The organism is Thermococcus sp. (assembly GCF_027008145.1).
Lineage (GTDB): Archaea > Methanobacteriota_B > Thermococci > Thermococcales > Thermococcaceae > Thermococcus.
Map to the genome: position 1 here is coordinate 1 of NZ_JALTCZ010000183.1, position 17,277 is coordinate 17,277.

Consider the following 17,277-nt stretch of genomic DNA (forward strand, 5'->3'; position numbering starts at 1 on the left):
ACGACGTCCCCCTACTTGACTTCCTCGGCTGTGCTCCCTACGGCAAACTCCCCACCTGGATTTACAACTTCCTCGACACACAGCTACCCGACGAGGACGGGGTTTTACCCCAAGCACCCTACGGACTCAGGAAGGTTGAGGCGGCCCTTCTAATGGGCGGCTTTGAAAGGGAAGAGGTCGTGGTTGCGCACCCGAGGAAGGTCGAGCGGTTCATAGGAAAGGACACAACTGTGGTGGCACTCTACGAAATGGATCCCCTCGGCCTTGGACCGGTAAGCATGATGTTCACCGATGGTGGAAGATGGAAGAACTTCACCCGGGTAAAGTTTGAGGAGCTTTTGGGGAGGATAAACCGCCTCAGGGAGTCAAAGGGACTGGATTTCAAGCTCGTTGTAGGCGGTCCAGGGGCCTGGCAGCTCGACTTCAGACCCAAGGTTCGGGAGGATCTGAAGGTTGATCACGTCGTAATCGGTGAGGTGGATCACGTTGCAGGGCAGCTCTTTAGGGATATTGAAAGCGGAAGTGCGGATGAGACGATAATCATTAGGGATTGGCCGAGGGTCGAGCAGATACCCACGATAGTGGCGCCCTCATATAAGGGCCTGGTCGAGGTCATGCGCGGTTGCGGAAGGGGGTGTCGCTTCTGCGAGCCCAACCTGAGGGTTGCAAGGCACATTCCGCTGGAGAATATAGAGAGGGAGATAATGGTGAACATTAGGGCTGGCATTGATCACGCCTGGCTCCACAGCGAGGACATATTCCTCTACAAGGTTGAGGATAAGAAGAACTTCTATCCAAACGTCGATGCCGTCCTGGAGCTCTTTGCAACAGCTAGGAAGTACACAAGGAACGTAAACCCAACCCATGGCACCGTTGCCGGTGCACTGGCCGCCCCTGGGATGATAGAGGCCATATCCAACCTCGTTGATGCTGGTCCGAAGCACTGGGTCGGCATCCAGGTCGGCTTTGAGACCGCCGCCCCCGAGCTGATCGGCATGTATATGAACAACAAGATGAAGCCCTTCTCCCCCGATGAGTGGCCGTGGGTTCTTCTCAACGGAACCTACGTCTTTAACAAAAACTACTGGTTCCCCGCTTACACCACCATCCTTGGTCTGCCGGGTGATACCGACGACTACGAGATAATGACCGCCCGGCTGATAATCACAATGGAAAAGGAGCTCAAGGAGAAGCTCGGCAACAGGGCCCACTTCACAGTCACTCCCCTCTCCTTCGTCCCCATGGGGCTCCTCAAGAACCAGGAATTCTACCGCGTTGATGAAATGATCACCTACGGTCAGTTCCTTCACCTCTACTACGCATGGAAGCACACTGCGGAGGAAGTGGCAAGAGGGCTGCCCTCTGCAATGGGTAAAAACCTCTTCCTTATTCCCTTCTATCCGCTGGCAAGGTTTGGCATAAACGTCGTTCTGAAGCAGATCGAAAAGTGGGGCAAGAACAAAGGCTACGAGCTCAAGAAATTGGAGCCACTGGAAGACCTCCGCATTGAGGTGGAGGAGCACAGGTGGCAGGGACAACCCGCCCTTGAGGAGGCCTATTAGGCCTTTATCTTCTCGTATTTATTTTTCATCAGGATCGCATCGCCCTCGATGTTCGGACTCTCGCTTATGACAGCGCCTTTAACGCGGAACTCCTTGAGAACCCTTAGGAGGTCTTCCCAGTTCATGTCACTCTCCTGAAGGTTGAGGTGCCTCCTCTCGCCCTTGTCAGTGTACTCTATACCGCTGATGTGGATGTGCATGTTGTCCAGAACTTCTCTTCCCAGCCTGTCCTCCATGAGAGAGAGCATCTCACGCCACTCCTCGGTCGAATTGCACTTTCCGACGTTTCTCGCGTGTGCATGTGCGAAGTCTATCGTGGGGAGAACCATCTCAAGCTCCTCGCTGAGCTTCACTATTTCCTTCAGGTCGCCGAACTGGGTCGGCTTTCCCGTGAGCTCGGGTCTTATCCAGACCTTGACGCCTTTGTCCATGAGTTCCCTCTGGACATCCTTCAGAGCCTCAAGAATCCGTTGGTAGACGCTCTCCTTCGGCTGTTTGAGATAGTAGCCCGCATGGAAGACCACGCTCCAGCCGCCGGCTTGGTAGAGCCTTTCGGCGCTTTGGATTATCCTTCTCTTGCTCGCTTCGACCTTGGCCTTCTCGCTCGCGTTGAGGTTTATGTAGTACGGTGCGTGGGCCGTCAAGAGGACATCGTGTTTTTTTGCCGTGTACTTTATCTTCTTCGCCAGTTCTGGCTTGAGGTTAACTCCCCTGACGAACTCAAGCTCCATCGCGTCTAAACCTAGGTTTCTGACGTGGATTATGCCGTCTATCGTTGAGCGCTTTGGAGTTGAGAGGGGGATCCCAGCCGTTCCGAAGCGCAGTCTGTCGACCTTGAACATTCTGCACCACCGAACTGAATTAGGGTGGCCTAACTTAAAAGGCTATCCCTCGACCTCTACCCCAATGACATCTTCGAGCCTCTTTTTCTCTTCCCTTATCTCTCCTTCCAGATGGGCTCTCTTGCGCTCAAGTTTTTCCCTTAGAGCCTTCCTCTCTCTAAGGATCCTCTTCAGCTCCCTTATCTCTTCTTCCAGTGGCTTAAGCTCCTCCAGCAGTTTCTTCCTCCTCTTTTTGAGGGTCTCTATTTCTCCGCTAATCTCGCCCAGCCTCTCGACTTCAGTCGATAGGTTCTTAAGGAGCCAGTCAGCGGCCTTCTTCGCCTTTCCGTCGAGTTTGGGATACACCGACCGGAGTAGTGACAGGAACTCCCCGGGCCTTTCGAGGGCAACCCCGCTGTCCCTCGCTACTTCGTCAGCGAGACCGCCGAGGCGCATCCTCCTGAGGGGCTTTCCGAGCTTCGAGACCTTGGACCTCACCTCTATTTCTATCCTCCTCTGTTCTCCCCTGAGGCTTTCAATGGTTTTCTTAATCTCCTCAATCTCGGGCGAGCCCATTCTGGAGTCCAGTTCCTTCTTTTTCTTCTCAAGTTCCTCCTCGATTGCATTGATCTCTGAGTCTAGCGTCCCAATACGGGAGGAGACATCCCTTAGCTCGGAGATGACCCTTTCTAGCTCGATCTCGGGGAGGAGGAGTGATGAAAGTTCCTCCACGTACTTTGAATAGCCCTCGCTCAGCTCCTTGAGTAAGGCGTTTACGGCGTAGACTTCCTTCTCATAGAGTACCATTACGTGCCTGCCGTGGCTTACATGGAGCTTGCTTAGATCCGAGAGCCGCTTGCCTAGATCCTCGATGTCTTCGATGGACTCAAGGGCCCGCCTCAATGCTGAAACGTAGGCCTTCCTTTCAGCCTCAACCCTCTGGAGGAGGCGCTCGTCCACTTTCTTTGGTGGCTTCTTTTTCTCCAGGGCTGAGATCTTCTTCAACAGCTCCTTCTTTTTCCTTGAAAGCCAGCGGTTGTATTCCCTCTTGAGCCTCTCTGCCTTCTTCTCCCCTTCCTCACGCCTTCGCCTGTACTCTTTTAACGCCTTTTCCAGGCTTATCTTCTGCCCCGTCAACCTTCATCCATCCCCTAACCTTTCCCCTGAGGTAAACTCCAACAATTACCGAGAACGCAATGTCAAAGATTGCAAACAGCAGTTTCTGAAAGACGTCTATGTCGGATATCGTAAGTATTGAGAGGGCATACCTTGTCGTGAGATCGACGGTGACCCAGAGTGCAGGGGTCATAAGAAGCGCCGAGGTGCTGTACCAGATGTGGTGATCCCTCTTGAGGTACGCCTGGAGAACCTTCCCGGCTATCATGGCAGCAATCCCAAGGGCCAGGGGGCCGGCTAGGGCGTTGATGTATATTATCGTTGCCAGCAGTGGTGTTCCCGGGTAGCTACCTATAAGCTCCAGCGAGTATCTCTCAAGGTTGAGATAGGCGTTTATCGCACCGCTTATTATGATGAGCAGACCGGTCACCACGGATAGAACCACGACGAACTGCTCCACGACAGTCTTCTTGATGCCCCTGAGTACGGCCCTGAAGTCAACGTTAAAGCCCTTGGCGAAGAATATCCCTCCAATGAGGATAAGTACCGCCCCAGAAATTATCGTCGAGACTATTTTCTCGCTCTCCGGGTTCCAGACTCCGAAGAGCTTTGCGAGGCCGTAGAGAAGGGCCATGAGGCCGGGTATCCCAAAGACCACCTTGGCAACCTCGGGGTCGCTGAGTATCTCCCTCGTGTACTTGACGATTATGTACCATGTGGTCTCTATCCCGGGGCTCTGCTTGACGACAACGCGGCGGGAGCTTATTATTGGCACCTTTGAGGATATTATCGGGAATATCTGCTCGTCTTCGGCACCGTCAGTCACGGGAATAACTCCATCGGCCGGGAAAGCCTTTAGGACTTCGCCCAGCTGTCTGGTGAGCTCCATGTCGCTCTTGAGGCCGACCTTTGGATGGCCGGTTATTAGAGCAACCTCCACAGCCTCGAACTCGTCCCTCTCAGCTAACTCATCGCGTAGCTTAACAGCTGCGTAGACAACGTTCGCATCGCTGTCCTCCGGATCGGCCAAACTGAGCTTTAAGGCCGCGTTTACGCAGGCTTTCTTGCCTATCACCGGGCCTTTAACGCCCGCCTTCTTCCCAAAGTCATCATCGCGGTCAATCGCCAGAACGAGAACCCTGATGTCGATCACCCCTCACCTTCTCCATCACGGATTTAACCTTGTCCTCCATATGCCGCTCTTTATCGCGCCTGTCGTCTATTCGTATCGTCGTCGAGACCCTTTTCGCACCCATCTTGAACATCAGCTCGTGGGTCTCCCCAATAACATCAAGGGCATCCCTTACCGTTGGAACCTCTATTATGGTTGACATCGGCGTCAGCTGATATTTAATACCCCTCCCCTCTAAAAGCTTTATCACCTCGGCCACATACCTGCTGAGGCTCTCCTCCCCGAGAGGCACTATGATGAACTCCACTATGACCATCTTCGACACCCGTCTTATCTTCCTTCGGTGATGTTTTAAGGCTTGCGATACGTTAATAACTAACCGGTGGTAGATTTAAAGGGTGGTGGGTGTGTACAGGATAAAGGACGAGTGGGGCGAGTTCCTCGTCAGGCTCGCAAGGAAGGCCGTTGAGGAGTACGTGAGGCACGGCAGAACTATAAAACCTCCAGAGGACACCCCACCGGAGCTGTGGGAGAAGATGGGCGTCTTCGTCACGCTCAACAACCGCCACGCACCGCCCCAGATAGCGCTGAGGGGCTGTATAGGCTTCCCCCTGCCGATCTATCCACTCGTCGAGGCGACGATAAAAGCGGCCATCTACGCTGCCGTGGATGACCCGCGCTTTCCTCCAGTCAGGGAGAGCGAGCTTGATAATCTCATCGTTGAGGTCAGCGTTTTAACCCCTCCGGAGCCGGTTGAGGGCACGCCAGAGGGGAGGCCAAAGAGGATAAAGGTCGGTCGCGACGGTCTGCTCATTGAGAAAGGCATATACTCCGGCCTACTGCTCCCGCAGGTTCCGATCGAGTGGGGCTGGGATGAGGAGGAGTTTTTAGCGCAGACCTGCTGGAAGGCTGGACTTCCGCCCGACTGCTGGCTTGATAAGAACACTAAGGTCTACCGCTTCACGGCGGAAATATTCGAGGAAGAAAAGCCCTGGGGGCCTGTGAGGAGGAAGTCGCTGGTATGAGGTGATAGGATGAGCCTCCCCTATTCATTGGCCCTTATTTTACTGGCTGGAGCACTTTATTACCGGCTTACGGGGAAGGCGATTGAAAAGTACAGGGAGGCGTGGATAGATGGGAGGAGCTTTGGCGTTCGCGTCGTGGCCTACACGGCGTTGTACTACCTAGTTGCCCTCTACGCTGTTTTCCACTAAAAATCAAAAAGATGAGGAATCTAATAACTGGAGTATCTGTTGAAGGGTCTGTAGTGAAGCTTCCGTCCGAGAGCCAGAAAAACAACCATTGAAACGATCATAAGCCCCACCAACGCGAGAGCCCTTTCAACGTCCCCTGTAACCACTCTGGGAACAACAATTATGGCCAGTATGAACCCAATGCCCGCACCGATCCAGCCGTACATGAAGGCGGGCATTCCTCTCAGGAGCTCATTCCTGTAAATCAGAGCCAATGCGCCTGCGGTAAAGGTAATGAACGTGTTAACGGCGAAGGGGACATTGATGGGTGCCAGAGCCGAGGAAAGGATGGCTATTAGACCGGTTAAAGCAAGGGCCTTTTTAGCTTTGTTTGCCGTTTCCTTTCTCGCGAGCCAAACTGCCAAAAACACGGCAAAGACTATTGCCGATAGTCCTATTGCTTGAGCCGTTGAAGTCCTCAGTTCCTTCAGAAAATACATTAACATAAATGCCGAGAGCAGTGCCGAATAGATCGCACCCCAGATGATGTCTCTCATTTTCATCACCTCTCCACTACAGTAGCAAATGGGGAAAGATAAAAATTACCCTCCTTCACATATTGCTAAGCATCCTCCAAAGCATACTGCGAAGCTGCCTGAGTCTTCAAGTGCTAGGCACGTTGCACACAGCTCTGGAACGTAAGTACAACATGCTATTACACCTGCAGTTAACAGAAGGTGACATGCGATTTCGCAAGCTAAGTGGCACTAGAAACCCTCGGGTTTGGGCTGCATTCTTCCAGCCGATTGGATTGTTAAAATCTTGTGAGTTTCTGGATCAAATTTACTGGATCAAATTTAACGGTCACTTTGTTGATAGGTGTCAGTCGTCCATCTCTGTAGATTGACTGTATCAGTACCATTGTACCTTGGTTTGCTTTTTTGTTCACCATCACCGTCAGGTTGTACAATATCGCTGGGTGTGACACATATCCAAGCACCAAGGCCTTTTTGGTTCCGGGTATTCTGATATAGTGCTTGGGAGTAAACATCATTAAGTATCACAACGGTGTTCATGATTAACGTATCGTTTATTTTTGTAACATGCGGATGTTGCTTGGATGCAAGGGGAACGGCTATAACTTTTATCCCGGGTGTTGTTGTGTATATTTTTGTGTATTGCTCGATAGGGGAGTATCCCTCCTTGTGCAGGCTGGAGAGAATACTGTTGACATCCCTGTAGTCTCTAATGTTAACTGAGGATGCCTTCCAAGAACCAACATCCATAAGTGCCTTTGTAAGAATGCAACTTCCTGAATTGTTCTGGCAGTTACAAGACAGTGAATTTGTGGTAGTAACTGCTGTTGCAAGAACTATACTGCCATTCAATGCCATTCCAAATAAAGACAAAGCCAGCAACTGGGATGAGGACCTGTCTTCGCATTGTCCCCCCAAAGTTTTTCGTTGTATGCTTAGATTTCCAAAGGTTTTCGTAAACATTAGGTTGTGCACATTCGTGCTCACTTGAGCTAAAGTGTTCATTTAATTCAAAATTAGCCCTTTCCCATCTTCGCTATGAAGAAGCTGTTGCAGTCGTGTTTGTGGGTCCACGCCCTGAAAACCTTATCCCCAATCTCAAGAAAGCCCCTATCGCCCCAGCTGAAATCGTAGGGAATAAGCTCCAGCCCAACGCGGTTCACCGCGAAGAGGGCGTTTTCCTCGTCTTCATCAACCCTAATCGAGCACGTCGAGTAGGTCATCTCACCGCCCTCGCGGAGATTATTGTAGGCGTTCCTGAGCATGTTCCTCTGGACGCTGATTATGCGCTTGATCTTGTCCTCGTTAAAGCGCCACTTCACCTCTGGGAACTGGCGGTAGGTTCCGGAGCTTGAACACGGCGCGTCGAGGATTATCTTATCAAACCCGCTCCTGTCCCTGAAGCTCTGGCCGTCTGCGTGAACGAGCCTGACGTTTTTAATCCCCAGGAGCTTCATCTTCTCCTTCATGCGCATGAGCCTGTCGTAGGAATAATCCACAGCAATTATCTCGCCCCTGTTCTCCATCAGCGATGCAGCATGGAAGGTCTTCGAGCCCGGAGCTGCGGCCAAATCCAAAACCCTCTCGCCCGGCTCCGGATTTAGGACGTGGGCAACATAGGCACTTGCTAAATCTTGAATAACGAACTTACCCTGCTTGTACCAATCGAGCCTTATAACGGGAGTTTTGTATTCAAGAACCTTCAAAACGTCGGGAACCGGAGTTAGGGCCGTCCTTACACCGTTTTCCTCAAGGTAATCCCTGAGGGAATCAACATCCGTCTTCAGCGTGTTCGCCCTGACGTAGTGCCTCTGCGACCTGTTGTTGCTGAGGAGGAGCCTTACCGCCTCGTCGTAGCCGAGGAGCCCTATTACATACTCCACGTACCAGCGCGGGTGGGAGAATCTAACCGAGAGCCACTCAATCCGGTCTTTTTCCTTCAGCTCCTTTAGCGCCTTTTCAACGTCAAACCTCTCTATCGAGTGCATGAGTGCATTGATGAACTTTGCCCGGGAGAAATCAAAGCGCTCCTTGACGACGCGGATTATCGAGTCGGTAGCTATTGCCGGCGGAACCTTTCTGGAGTGTATCTCAAAAGTCCCTATGCGGAGGAGGTTTGCTAAATATGGATCGAGGTCTTCAACGGTGGAGCCCTTCAGAACCGAGTTGATTATAAAGTCTATCTTTTTCCGCCACTTCTCTATCTCGAAGACGTAGGCGTGGGCCAAACCGCGCGCCTTCTCGCGGTCTCTTCCGGCCACCTTCCTGAAGACCCTCTCGAGGGCGTGCTTGGAAGAGAGCTCGCGCTCCTCAACGAGGGTTAAAGCGTCCGCGACAACCTCCTGAAAGCTTATCCTGTAAAACAGCTCCATGTTTGACCCTTCGATGGGAGGTTTAAAAAGATGATGCATCCGAAATCCCGCCTGCAAAAGCGATAAATATCCGCGTGAGAAGGAACATACAGTGATGCCAATGAGAATTGAAGTCGGAAGGAGGGATAAGAATTTCACAGGAGCTCAGCGACTTAGATGGGTTTGTTCTTGACGCTGTGCATCTCATAGGGAGGTATGCCAACTACGTGATAGTCAGTAGCTATGTAACCATACTCTTCGGCCGGACTTCGTAATGGAGAGAGTATCTAAAGAGAGATTCATGGCCTTTTGCAGGGAAGCCCTGAATACAGGTTTTGAGTTTTAAATCCGGAGGACTGCGGAGGCCTCTACGAGATGCTTGAAGAGAATATGGGGATCAAGATGGTTAAAAAGGGCAAGATAATACCCAACGTGGAAATCAAGTTTCCAAGGGATAGCTATCACGAAGAGGTCCTAGAGAATCCCGGTCAAGCTGAACGACGAGACCCTCTGTATCTCCTCCATAGAGCCTCAACTCGCCTACAAACTTTATATCGGAAGTGATAAGGACATTAAAGATGCCTTTTTCCTATACGAGATGTTCAAGGACTACTTGGACTGGAGGGCTCTGAATGACTATGTAAAGAGGCTCGGGGTTGAAATCCCGTTCTAAACGCGATATGGATGAGAGACTGGCCTTCATACGGCTCTACGTGAGAAAACTGAAGGAGAACCCGGATAGGGTGTTCAGACAGCAGGTCAGGCTCGTCAATTCCTTCCTGTAAGTCGCTAAAGACTTCCCGCTCACAAAGGAGAGTACCTTAAACTGAAGGACGAGCTTAGGAGACAGACAAACTCCTCTCGCTCTTCGACAACGTGTTGAAGCGAGTCTGAGTGTTCTCGTGAGGTTTATTAGGGTATAACCTTAAACTTCTCCTGGTGTGACTCATGATCCTCGATACCGACTACATAACCGAGAACGGGAAACCCGTCATAAGGATCTTCAAGAAGGAAAACGGCGAGTTCAAGATAGACTACGACAGAAACTTCGAGCCCTACTTCTACGCCCTCCTGAGGGACGATTCTGCGGTCGAGGACATCAAGGAAATCACTGCCGAGAGGCGCGGGACGACGGTGAGAGTAGTTAGAGCGGAGAAGGTGGAGAAGAAGTTCCTCGGTCGGCCTATAGAGATCTGGAAGCTCTACTTCACCCACCCCCAGGACGTCCCGGCGATTCGAGACAGGATAAGGAAGCACCCGGCAGTTGTGGACATCTACGAGTACGACATCCCCTTCGCGAAGCGCTACCTCATCGATAAAGGGCTAATCCCGATGGAGGGTAATGAAAAACTCAAGATGCTCGCCTTTGACATCGAGACGCTTTACCATGAGGGTGAGGAGTTCGCCGAGGGGCCCATCCTGATGATAAGCTACGCCGACGAGGAAGGGGCGAGGGTTATAACCTGGAAGAAAATCGACCTACCGTACGTTGAAGCTGTCTCCACTGAGAGGGAGATGATAAAGCGCTTTTTGAGGGTCGTAAAGGAGAAGGACCCCGATGTTCTCATAACCTACAACGGCGACAACTTCGACTTCGCCTACCTGAAAAAACGCTGTGAAAAACTCGGCATTAACTTCACCCTCGGAAGGGACGGGAGTGAGCCCAAAATCCAGCGCATGGGCGACCGATTCGCTGTAGAGGTCAAAGGAAGGATCCACTTCGATCTATACCCCGTCATAAGGAGGACGATTAACCTTCCCACTTACACCCTTGAGGCCGTTTACGAGGCCGTCTTTGGAAAGCCTAAGGAGAAGGTCTACGCGGAAGAGATAGCTACCGCCTGGGAAACGGGCGAAGGCTTAGAAAGGGTCGCGCGCTACTCGATGGAGGACGCTAAGGTTACCTTCGAGCTTGGAAGAGAGTTCTTCCCGATGGAAGTACAACTTTCGAGGCTCATAGGCCAGAGCCTCTGGGATGTGTCGCGCTCAAGCACTGGAAACCTCGTCGAGTGGTTTTTGCTGAGGAAGGCCTATGAGAGGAACGAGCTTGCACCAAACAAGCCGAGCGAGAAGGACCTGGTGAGGAGAAGGGAAAGCTACACGGGTGGATACGTCAAGGAGCCGGAGCGGGGATTGTGGGAAAACATAGTTTATTTAGATTACAAATCGTTATATCCTTCCATAATCATAACACATAACATCTCACCAGACATGCTCAACAGGGAAGACTGCAAGGAGTACGATACCGCCCCCGAGGTCGGACATAAGTTCTGCAAGGACTTCCCCGGCTTCATCCCGAGCCTCCTCGGGAGTCTCCTTGACGAAAGGCAGAAGATAAAGAGGAAGATGAAGGCAACTGTAGACCCTGTTGAGAAGAAGCTCCTCGACTACAGGCAGCGCGCCATCAAGATCCTGGCAAACAGCATTCTGCCAGATGAGTGGATTCCTCTACTCGTCAATGGTAGGCTCAAACTTGTCAGAATCGGCGATTTCGTGGACGATGCAATGAGAAAGGAAAAGCCCTTGGAAAACGATGGAACGGAGGTTCTCGAAGTTTCGGGTATAGAGGTAATATCCTTTAACAGAAAAACCAAAAGATCGGAAGTAAAGCCCGTCAAAGCTCTCATACGGCACCGCTATCTCGGGAAAGTATACGAAATAAAGCTTTCGTCGGGAAGGAAGATCAAGGTCACCGAGGGGCACAGCCTGTTCACCTTCAGAAACGGGGAGCTCTTAGAGATTACGGGAGGAGAAATAAGGCCCGGTGACTTCATAGCTGTTCCAAGAAGGATTAATCTCATAGAAAGGCACGAGAGGATAAACCTTGTGGAGATTCTCCTTGGTTTTCCCCCTGAAGAAACCAGCGATATCGTGCTGACAATCTCGGTTAAAGGACGTAAGAACTTCTTTAAAGGTATGCTGAGAACCCTTCGCTGGATTTTCGGAGAAGAAAAAAGACCACGGACGGCCAGGAGATACCTTGAGCACCTCCAAAATCTTGGCTACGTCAAGCTCAGGAAAATCGGCTACGAGATAACTGATGAGGAAGCCCTGAGGAACTACAGAAGGCTTTACGAGGCTCTCGCCGAGAAAGTGAAGTACAACGGCAGCAAGAGGGAATACTTGGTCTCCTTCAACGACCTTAGGGATAAGATAAGGTTAATGCCAGAGAAAGAGCTTAGAGAATGGGAGGTCGGAACACTCAACGGCTTTAGGATGGAGCCTCTCATTGAAGTCAACGAAGACTTTGCAAAACTCCTCGGCTATTACGTCAGTGAAGGCTACGCCAGAAAGCAGAGGAACCAAAAGAATGGGTGGAGCTATTCGGTTAAGCTTTACAACAACGACCAGAGGGTTCTTGACGACATGGAAGGGCTCGCATCAAAATTCTTTGGAGGGGTGAGGCGTGGGAGGAATTACGTTGAGATATCAGGGAAAATGGCCTACGTGCTCTTTGAGAGCCTTTGTGGCACTCTGGCCGGGAACAAACGTGTGCCTGAGGTTTTATTCACTTCTCCCGAGAGCGTGCGCTGGGCCTTTATAGAGGGGTATTTCATCGGGGACGGCGACCTTCATCCGAGCAAGAGGGTAAGGCTTTCCACAAAGAGCGAGGAACTGGTAAACGGGCTGGTCATTCTTTTTAACTCCCTTGGAGTTTCTGCCGTCAAGATAAGGTTTGACAGCGGGATTTACAGGGTTCTCGTTAATGAGGAGCTTCCGTTCCTCGGCAACAGGAAGAGAAAGAACGCCTACTACTCCAATGTGATTCCAAAGGAAATATTGGAAGAGGTCTTTGGAAAACGGTTCCAGAAGAACATGAGTCCCGCGAAGCTCATGGAGAGAGTTGAGAAGGGCAAGCTTGACGCGGAAAAAACCAAGAGACTTTCCTGGCTCCTTGAGGGGGATATCGTGCTGGATAGGGTTGAGGAAGTTGCTATCAAAGACCACGAGGGCTACGTTTACGACCTGAGCGTTGAGGAGAACGAGAACTTCTTAGCAGGATTTGGAATGCTGTACGCTCACAACAGCTATTACGGCTACTACGGCTACGCAAAGGCCCGCTGGTACTGCAGGGAGTGCGCCGAGAGTGTCACAGCCTGGGGAAGGCAGTACATAACGATGACCATCAGAGAGATAGAGGAAAAATACGGCTTTAAGGTGCTTTACGCGGACACTGATGGTTTTTTCTCGACGATCCCCGGTGCTAATGCTGATGTTGTAAAGAAGAAGGCAAGAGAATTCTTAAAATACATCAACGAAAAACTTCCCGGTGCCCTCGAACTCGAGTACGAGGGCTTCTACAGGCGCGGCTTCTTCGTGACCAAGAAGAAGTATGCGGTGATAGATGAGGAGGATAAGATAACGACGCGCGGGCTTGAGATTGTGAGGAGGGACTGGAGCGAGATAGCAAAAGAGACGCAGGCGAGGGTTCTTGAGGCGATACTCAAGCATGGTGACGTCGAGGAGGCCGTTAGGATCGTCAAAGAGGTGACGGAAAAGCTGAGCAAGTATGAGGTTCCACCTGAAAAGCTGGTAATCCACGAGCAGATAACCAGGGACTTAAGGGACTATAAGGCAACGGGCCCGCACGTGGCAGTTGCCAAGAGGCTCGCAGAGAGAGGGGTAAAAATCCGGCCCGGGACGGTGATAAGCTATATCGTGCTGAAAGGCTCGGGAAGGGTAGGGGACAGGGCGATACCGTTTGACGAGTTTGACCCAACGAAGCACAAGTACGATGCCGAATACTACATCGAGAACCAGGTTCTGCCGGCCGTTCAGAGAATCCTCAAAGCATTCGGCTACAGGAAAGAGGACTTGCGCTACCAGAAGACGCGGCAGGTTGGGCTGGGGGCTTGGCTGAAGCCGAAGGAGAGAAACTAACCCAAACCTTTTATCCTCGTAACACAAAACGTATTTCGAGGTGTATTGCATGGCGGTCATCACCGTTAGGGTTCCCGACGAGCTGAAGATGAGAGAGCTGGACATAAACTGGAGCGAGGAGATAAGGAAGTTTATACAGAGGAGAATAGATCAGCAAGGCCCTTGAAATACTCAAACACACTCCTGTTTCGATTGAGAGGGGTTTCTCAGCAAAGTCGGTGAGGGATGACCGTGATAGTCGTTGATGCTTCAGTTCTCGTTAAAATCCTCCTCAAGGAACCTGGCTGGGAGGAGATATCTATTGACCAGAACACCGCGATGTTGGATTATGCGCTCGTTGGGGGCATGAACGCGATATGGAAAGCCGTTAAAAAGAGAAGAGCTACAAAAGAGACCAGTAGAAACCTCATAACGGCCCTTAAACTCCTTGGAGGTGGCATGCTAATTTTTGAGGCCAAGAGCTTCTTCGAGCGCGGTCTTGAGATAGCATTGAAGGAGGACGTCACAATCTGTGATGTCCTTTACATGGCACTCGCTGAGGCCTTAAGTGCGGAGCTCCACACGGCGGACGAAAAACAGTACTACGCGGCCAGAAATTATGTGAAAGCAAAGCTAATTTGCTGACTGCCTGTATGCCCTCTCTCGGCGCTCGACTTTGAATATCACGACTCTGTTGTTTTCATCGTCAACTTCGTAGAGGATCCTGAACTGTCCGACTCGTATCCTGCAGGTATGCTCCTCCCCGCGGATCTTTTTGTAGGGGCAGGAAAAGGGATTTTCCGAGAGGGCAACGATGATTTCTTTCAGTTTCCTTCTGTGGGCATCCGGGAGGTTTCTAACCTGGCGTGGCGGCCTTCTTTGTGAAGACGACTTCGTACATCAGTCTTCACCGAAGAGCTCCTCAAACTTCACGAAATCGCCTCTCCTGACCTCTTTCCGCATCTGTCTAAAGCTCTTTGCGCTCTCTCTTCGTCAGACCCTCATATCCGAGAAAGTTATCCAACCTTTGAGTTAAGCGCTATGAGCAGCTTTTCTATTCTCTCCAGCCTTTCAATGACCTCACTCAAACCCCTCACCGTGTTTATATTTGGTGCTCTAACTTAAATATTATTCCCTTTTGCAAGTTCCAGCACATCCAAAATCCTCTCTACGGATGGAACCTCGAAGCCCCTCTCGTGGATTCTCCTCACTCCTTCCGCCTCTGGGTTTATCCAGACCGCCCAGAGACCGGCCCTTAGGGCACCTTCAAAGTCTTCAGCCTTTGTGTCGCCGATGTGGACAGCTTCTTCAGGCTCAACCTTGAAGGCCCTGAGGGGCTTCCTGAACATCTCGGGCATCGGCTTGAAGGCCTTTACCTCGTCCGCGAAGAAGGTCTTGTCTACGTAGTCCATGAGCCCAAAGCGCTCCAGCAGAAGCCTCGTGTATGAGCCGGGCCAGAACATCACGTTGCCCGTGACCGTGACGGTTAGCCCCTTCTCTTTGACCCTTTTCAGCGCTTTCTTAGCCCCTGGAAGAACTATCTCGTCGCCCACCTTCAGCACTGCCCTGGCAGTTGCCCTCTTCACGAGCTCAACATCTATCTCAAAGAGGCCCGCTAGGAGTTCCTGACTGTCCTCAAGTGCCCTATGGGGGTTTCCCTCTTCCCTGGCGCGCATTCCCTTTATCATCCCTCTGGCCAGCATCATGCCTTCAACTACGTCCACTATGCATGCTCCCATCAGCTTCGAGAGCTCGACCGCGAGGGCGTCGAGCATGGCGTTTATATCGAGGAGTGTGTTCCAGACATCGAAGGAGACGAGCTTCATCTCCGACCCCTCCCTTCAGCCCATGCGAGGTGTTGCAGGCCCCCCATAAGGCCCGCCTCCCTGAGGATGGCCTTTAGGTTCCTGAACCGGGAGCGCATGACGAAGAGCTCGTAGAAGCCCTCAAGGTTGCCCCAGTGGCCGTAGGCTGAGAGGGCCAGATACATGACCTCCTTTGGCTTGAGCTTCCTCCCGAGGCTCTCGTTGAGGGCTTTGATACCGGGTTTTATCCTCTCAAGGAGGCTCTCCCTCGCTATGAGGTGGAGCATCAGGTCTTCGACGGCTGGCTTCTTCCACTCAACGAGTTCGTCCTCGAATGGGAGGCCGATTATGAGCGGAACTACCTCAGTTCCGCCCACGAGGTAGCCGAGGGCCGTCTCCCCGTGTCTGAAGTCGGAGAGCTTTCCCGTTATGGACGCGAGGGCACTTTCCCTGTTCTCGTCGATGTCTATGGCAACCCCAATTCTCTCTACGGAAAAGTCAAAAACCTCTATCGCCCTGAGGAAGTTCCCGAGGTTCCTTATGACTCCGGAGTTGCCCTCACTCGGGATTACAGCAAGAAAAACACCGTCGGATTCCCTCTCTAGGAGGTCGAAGTTGTCGCGCTCGAAGACCCGCTCTATAAACCTCAGTCCCCTTGGAGGTTTTCTGCTCTCCCTGAAATCGAAGAGCTTCTTAAAGACTGCCTTGAAGAACTTTGCATCTGTTTTCCCCTCGACGAAGAGGATGCTCGTCTTTGCTTCTTCTCCAGAAAAGCCACCCCGGACGTCGAAGTCTAGGTACTTCCTGAGCTCGTAGACCTCCTTGAGGGTGAGGGCTTTTCCAGTGTCCGAGTATATCAAGACGTTCTCCTCGCTCTTCTTGAAGCGCTCGGAGAGCAGGTCAACAACCTCAAGGCTTGAAGTCACGACGGTCTCGTCCTCCCTGAGGGAGCTCGCGAACTCTATTAACTTATCCCTGTTCTTCCAGTATTCCGGGAAGAGGATTGCCTTCTCGTCGGCAAACTCCTCAAACCTGTTTCCGGTTATAATCCTCATTCACTTCACCATATCAACGGTTATCGCCCTTATTACGGCGAGACGGTAGAGTTTACAAACTGCTCCCCACTAAAGTTCGCTATGGAGCTTGCATCTTGCCCCTGACCGCGTCCTAGACCTCACCGGTGAAGGGAAACAGTGAGGCAATGGTTACGGCCCGATTTTCCCTTAGGCGATGTTGTCTCAGCCTGTCAGGGAGTGCTCTGCTTTCCTCCGCCCTCATAAGGCGCTTGAACCAAGGCATATCCCGTTCAGTCCCTCCAGGATTTCCCCAACCTCCTGCTCAGGTCTGGGGGTCATCATCCCTTCAGCATTGGATTCACTCATCATCGCGCTTGCCTTTTCTCGGGAAGGGTTATAAATGTTGATGCAGTCCTGTGATAAGGTGATGCTCATGAAAAAAATTGCCGGAGCGCTGGCGGTTCTCCTTTCGTTTCTGATGCTCTCGACGGCCGGTGCAGTTACCTTCAACTCAGCCAACACGGTGATAGTCCTGCCAACTACAAAGGTCGTCAACAACATCCCCCTTCACATAAATGAGGATGCAATAGCGGGTTCCAGGCTTGGGGCGTTTCTCGTTCTCAAAGGGATAATCACGAAAACCCACTATCAGACGGTAGATGTTCCCGTTGAATACCACAGCGTCCTCATCAAGGATGAGAACCAGAGCTACGTGCTGACTCCGAGGGATATGCCCGATTTGGGACTGCCCTTCGGAAGTCAGCCCATCGGAAAGACCATCGTTCTCAGGGTCAACTTTAACAGGGTGAGGTACAACTCCACCAGGCACATGGCCGAGTTCCTGGACAAGAGTGTCGAGATAATCTTCAACGAGAACACCACCCC

At 51.6% G+C, this 17,277-nt stretch carries 15 protein-coding genes and 2 pseudogenes; 7 read left to right on the forward strand and 10 right to left on the reverse strand.

Translation table 11 applies throughout. The features are described 5' to 3' along the window. Window positions 1-1,562: radical SAM protein (locus tag MVD07_RS09245; protein WP_297501217.1), on the forward strand; the 1,562-nt coding region annotated here is incomplete at its 5' end. Here the strand turns inward: MVD07_RS09245 and MVD07_RS09250 are convergent. Genes MVD07_RS09250 through MVD07_RS09265 form a run of 4 tightly spaced genes read right to left on the reverse strand, consistent with a single transcriptional unit; the run spans window position 1,559 to window position 4,947 of the window. Next, window positions 1,559-2,404 carry a deoxyribonuclease IV gene (locus tag MVD07_RS09250; protein ID WP_297501220.1) on the reverse strand — a complete coding sequence of 282 codons (846 nt, stop codon included), beginning with the start codon at window positions 2,402-2,404 and terminating at the stop codon, window positions 1,559-1,561. The two genes, MVD07_RS09245 and MVD07_RS09250, sit on opposite strands and share 4 nt — an antisense overlap. A 42-nt stretch (window positions 2,405-2,446) precedes the next feature. Continuing rightward, complete coding sequence (locus MVD07_RS09255; RefSeq protein ID WP_297501222.1) at window positions 2,447-3,520, reverse strand: hypothetical protein; 1,074 nt, start codon at window positions 3,518-3,520, stop codon at window positions 2,447-2,449. Further along, the gene (locus tag MVD07_RS09260) at window positions 3,462-4,652 is read right to left on the reverse strand and encodes a DUF373 family protein (protein WP_297501224.1); all 1,191 of its coding nucleotides are present in this window, start codon (window positions 4,650-4,652) and stop codon (window positions 3,462-3,464) included. The genes MVD07_RS09255 and MVD07_RS09260 overlap by 59 nt, the downstream gene beginning before the upstream one ends. Beyond that, on the reverse strand, window positions 4,618-4,947 hold the full coding sequence (locus MVD07_RS09265) for an MTH1187 family thiamine-binding protein (RefSeq protein ID WP_297501251.1): 330 nt from the start codon (window positions 4,945-4,947) through the stop codon (window positions 4,618-4,620). The genes MVD07_RS09260 and MVD07_RS09265 overlap by 35 nt, the downstream gene beginning before the upstream one ends. A gap of 91 nt (window positions 4,948-5,038) precedes the next feature. Between MVD07_RS09265 and MVD07_RS09270 the strand changes: the two genes are divergently transcribed. Beyond that, a complete protein-coding gene (locus tag MVD07_RS09270) occupies window positions 5,039-5,656 on the forward strand; it encodes a TIGR00296 family protein (RefSeq protein WP_297501254.1) in 618 nt (205 codons plus the stop codon). 9 nt (window positions 5,657-5,665) lie between these two features. Next, window positions 5,666-5,845 carry a hypothetical protein gene (locus MVD07_RS09275; RefSeq protein ID WP_297501226.1) on the forward strand — a complete coding sequence of 60 codons (180 nt, stop codon included), beginning with the start codon at window positions 5,666-5,668 and terminating at the stop codon, window positions 5,843-5,845. 20 nt (window positions 5,846-5,865) lie between these two features. On the opposite strand, the gene MVD07_RS09280 is transcribed toward MVD07_RS09275, so the two are convergent. From MVD07_RS09280 to MVD07_RS09290, 3 genes are all read right to left on the reverse strand, one after another. Further along, entirely contained in the window at window positions 5,866-6,387 is a 522-nt protein-coding gene (locus tag MVD07_RS09280; protein ID WP_297501228.1) for a hypothetical protein, read from the reverse strand. A gap of 294 nt (window positions 6,388-6,681) precedes the next feature. Next, a complete protein-coding gene (locus MVD07_RS09285) occupies window positions 6,682-7,347 on the reverse strand; it encodes a hypothetical protein (RefSeq protein ID WP_297501231.1) in 666 nt (221 codons plus the stop codon). 29 nt (window positions 7,348-7,376) lie between these two features. After that, a complete protein-coding gene (locus MVD07_RS09290; RefSeq protein WP_297501234.1) occupies window positions 7,377-8,732 on the reverse strand; it encodes an RsmB/NOP family class I SAM-dependent RNA methyltransferase in 1,356 nt (451 codons plus the stop codon). Window positions 8,733-9,659: 927 nt separating this feature from the next. Between MVD07_RS09290 and MVD07_RS09295 the strand changes: the two genes are divergently transcribed. From MVD07_RS09295 to MVD07_RS09305, 3 genes are all read left to right on the forward strand, one after another. Then, window positions 9,660-13,592: a DNA polymerase domain-containing protein gene (locus MVD07_RS09295; protein WP_297501237.1), complete on the forward strand. Its 3,933-nt coding sequence runs from the start codon at window positions 9,660-9,662 to the stop codon at window positions 13,590-13,592. Window positions 13,593-13,632: 40 nt separating this feature from the next. Beyond that, window positions 13,633-13,758: a hypothetical protein gene (locus MVD07_RS10970; RefSeq protein WP_366078508.1), complete on the forward strand. Its 126-nt coding sequence runs from the start codon at window positions 13,633-13,635 to the stop codon at window positions 13,756-13,758. A 65-nt stretch (window positions 13,759-13,823) separates the two neighbouring features. Continuing rightward, window positions 13,824-14,216, forward strand: coding sequence for a type II toxin-antitoxin system VapC family toxin (locus MVD07_RS09305; protein ID WP_297501240.1), 393 nt, complete (start codon window positions 13,824-13,826; stop codon window positions 14,214-14,216). Here MVD07_RS09305 and MVD07_RS10975 read toward each other — a convergent pair. The 3 genes and pseudogenes from MVD07_RS10975 to MVD07_RS09315 form a co-directional block, all read right to left on the reverse strand. Continuing rightward, a pseudogene (locus MVD07_RS10975) lies at window positions 14,205-14,405 on the reverse strand (type II toxin-antitoxin system RelE/ParE family toxin); the annotation flags it as partial. The gene MVD07_RS09305 and the pseudogene MVD07_RS10975 overlap by 12 nt on opposite strands. Window positions 14,406-14,692: 287 nt before the next feature. Further along, a complete protein-coding gene (locus MVD07_RS09310) occupies window positions 14,693-15,397 on the reverse strand; it encodes an HAD family hydrolase (RefSeq protein WP_297501243.1) in 705 nt (234 codons plus the stop codon). Next, complete coding sequence (locus MVD07_RS09315) at window positions 15,394-16,431, reverse strand: DUF3226 domain-containing protein (RefSeq protein ID WP_297501247.1); 1,038 nt, start codon at window positions 16,429-16,431, stop codon at window positions 15,394-15,396. The genes MVD07_RS09310 and MVD07_RS09315 overlap by 4 nt, the downstream gene beginning before the upstream one ends. Window positions 16,432-16,819: 388 nt before the next feature. Here MVD07_RS09315 and MVD07_RS09320 point away from each other — a divergent pair. Beyond that, window positions 16,820-17,277: pseudogene (locus MVD07_RS09320) on the forward strand (S-layer protein); the annotation flags it as partial.

Coding starts and splice junctions, on each gene's coding strand:
- MVD07_RS09295 (WP_297501237.1), top strand. CDS start 9,660: ATGATCCTCGATACCGACTACATAACCGAGAACGGGAAACCCGTCATA.
- MVD07_RS09275 (WP_297501226.1), top strand. CDS start 5,666: ATGAGCCTCCCCTATTCATTGGCCCTTATTTTACTGGCTGGAGCACTT.
- MVD07_RS09310 (WP_297501243.1), bottom strand. CDS start 15,397: ATGAAGCTCGTCTCCTTCGATGTCTGGAACACACTCCTCGATATAAAC.
- MVD07_RS09280 (WP_297501228.1), bottom strand. CDS start 6,387: ATGAAAATGAGAGACATCATCTGGGGTGCGATCTATTCGGCACTGCTC.
- MVD07_RS09265 (WP_297501251.1), bottom strand. CDS start 4,947: ATGGTCATAGTGGAGTTCATCATAGTGCCTCTCGGGGAGGAGAGCCTC.
- MVD07_RS09315 (WP_297501247.1), bottom strand. CDS start 16,431: ATGAGGATTATAACCGGAAACAGGTTTGAGGAGTTTGCCGACGAGAAG.
- MVD07_RS09290 (WP_297501234.1), bottom strand. CDS start 8,732: ATGGAGCTGTTTTACAGGATAAGCTTTCAGGAGGTTGTCGCGGACGCT.
- MVD07_RS09250 (WP_297501220.1), bottom strand. CDS start 2,404: ATGTTCAAGGTCGACAGACTGCGCTTCGGAACGGCTGGGATCCCCCTC.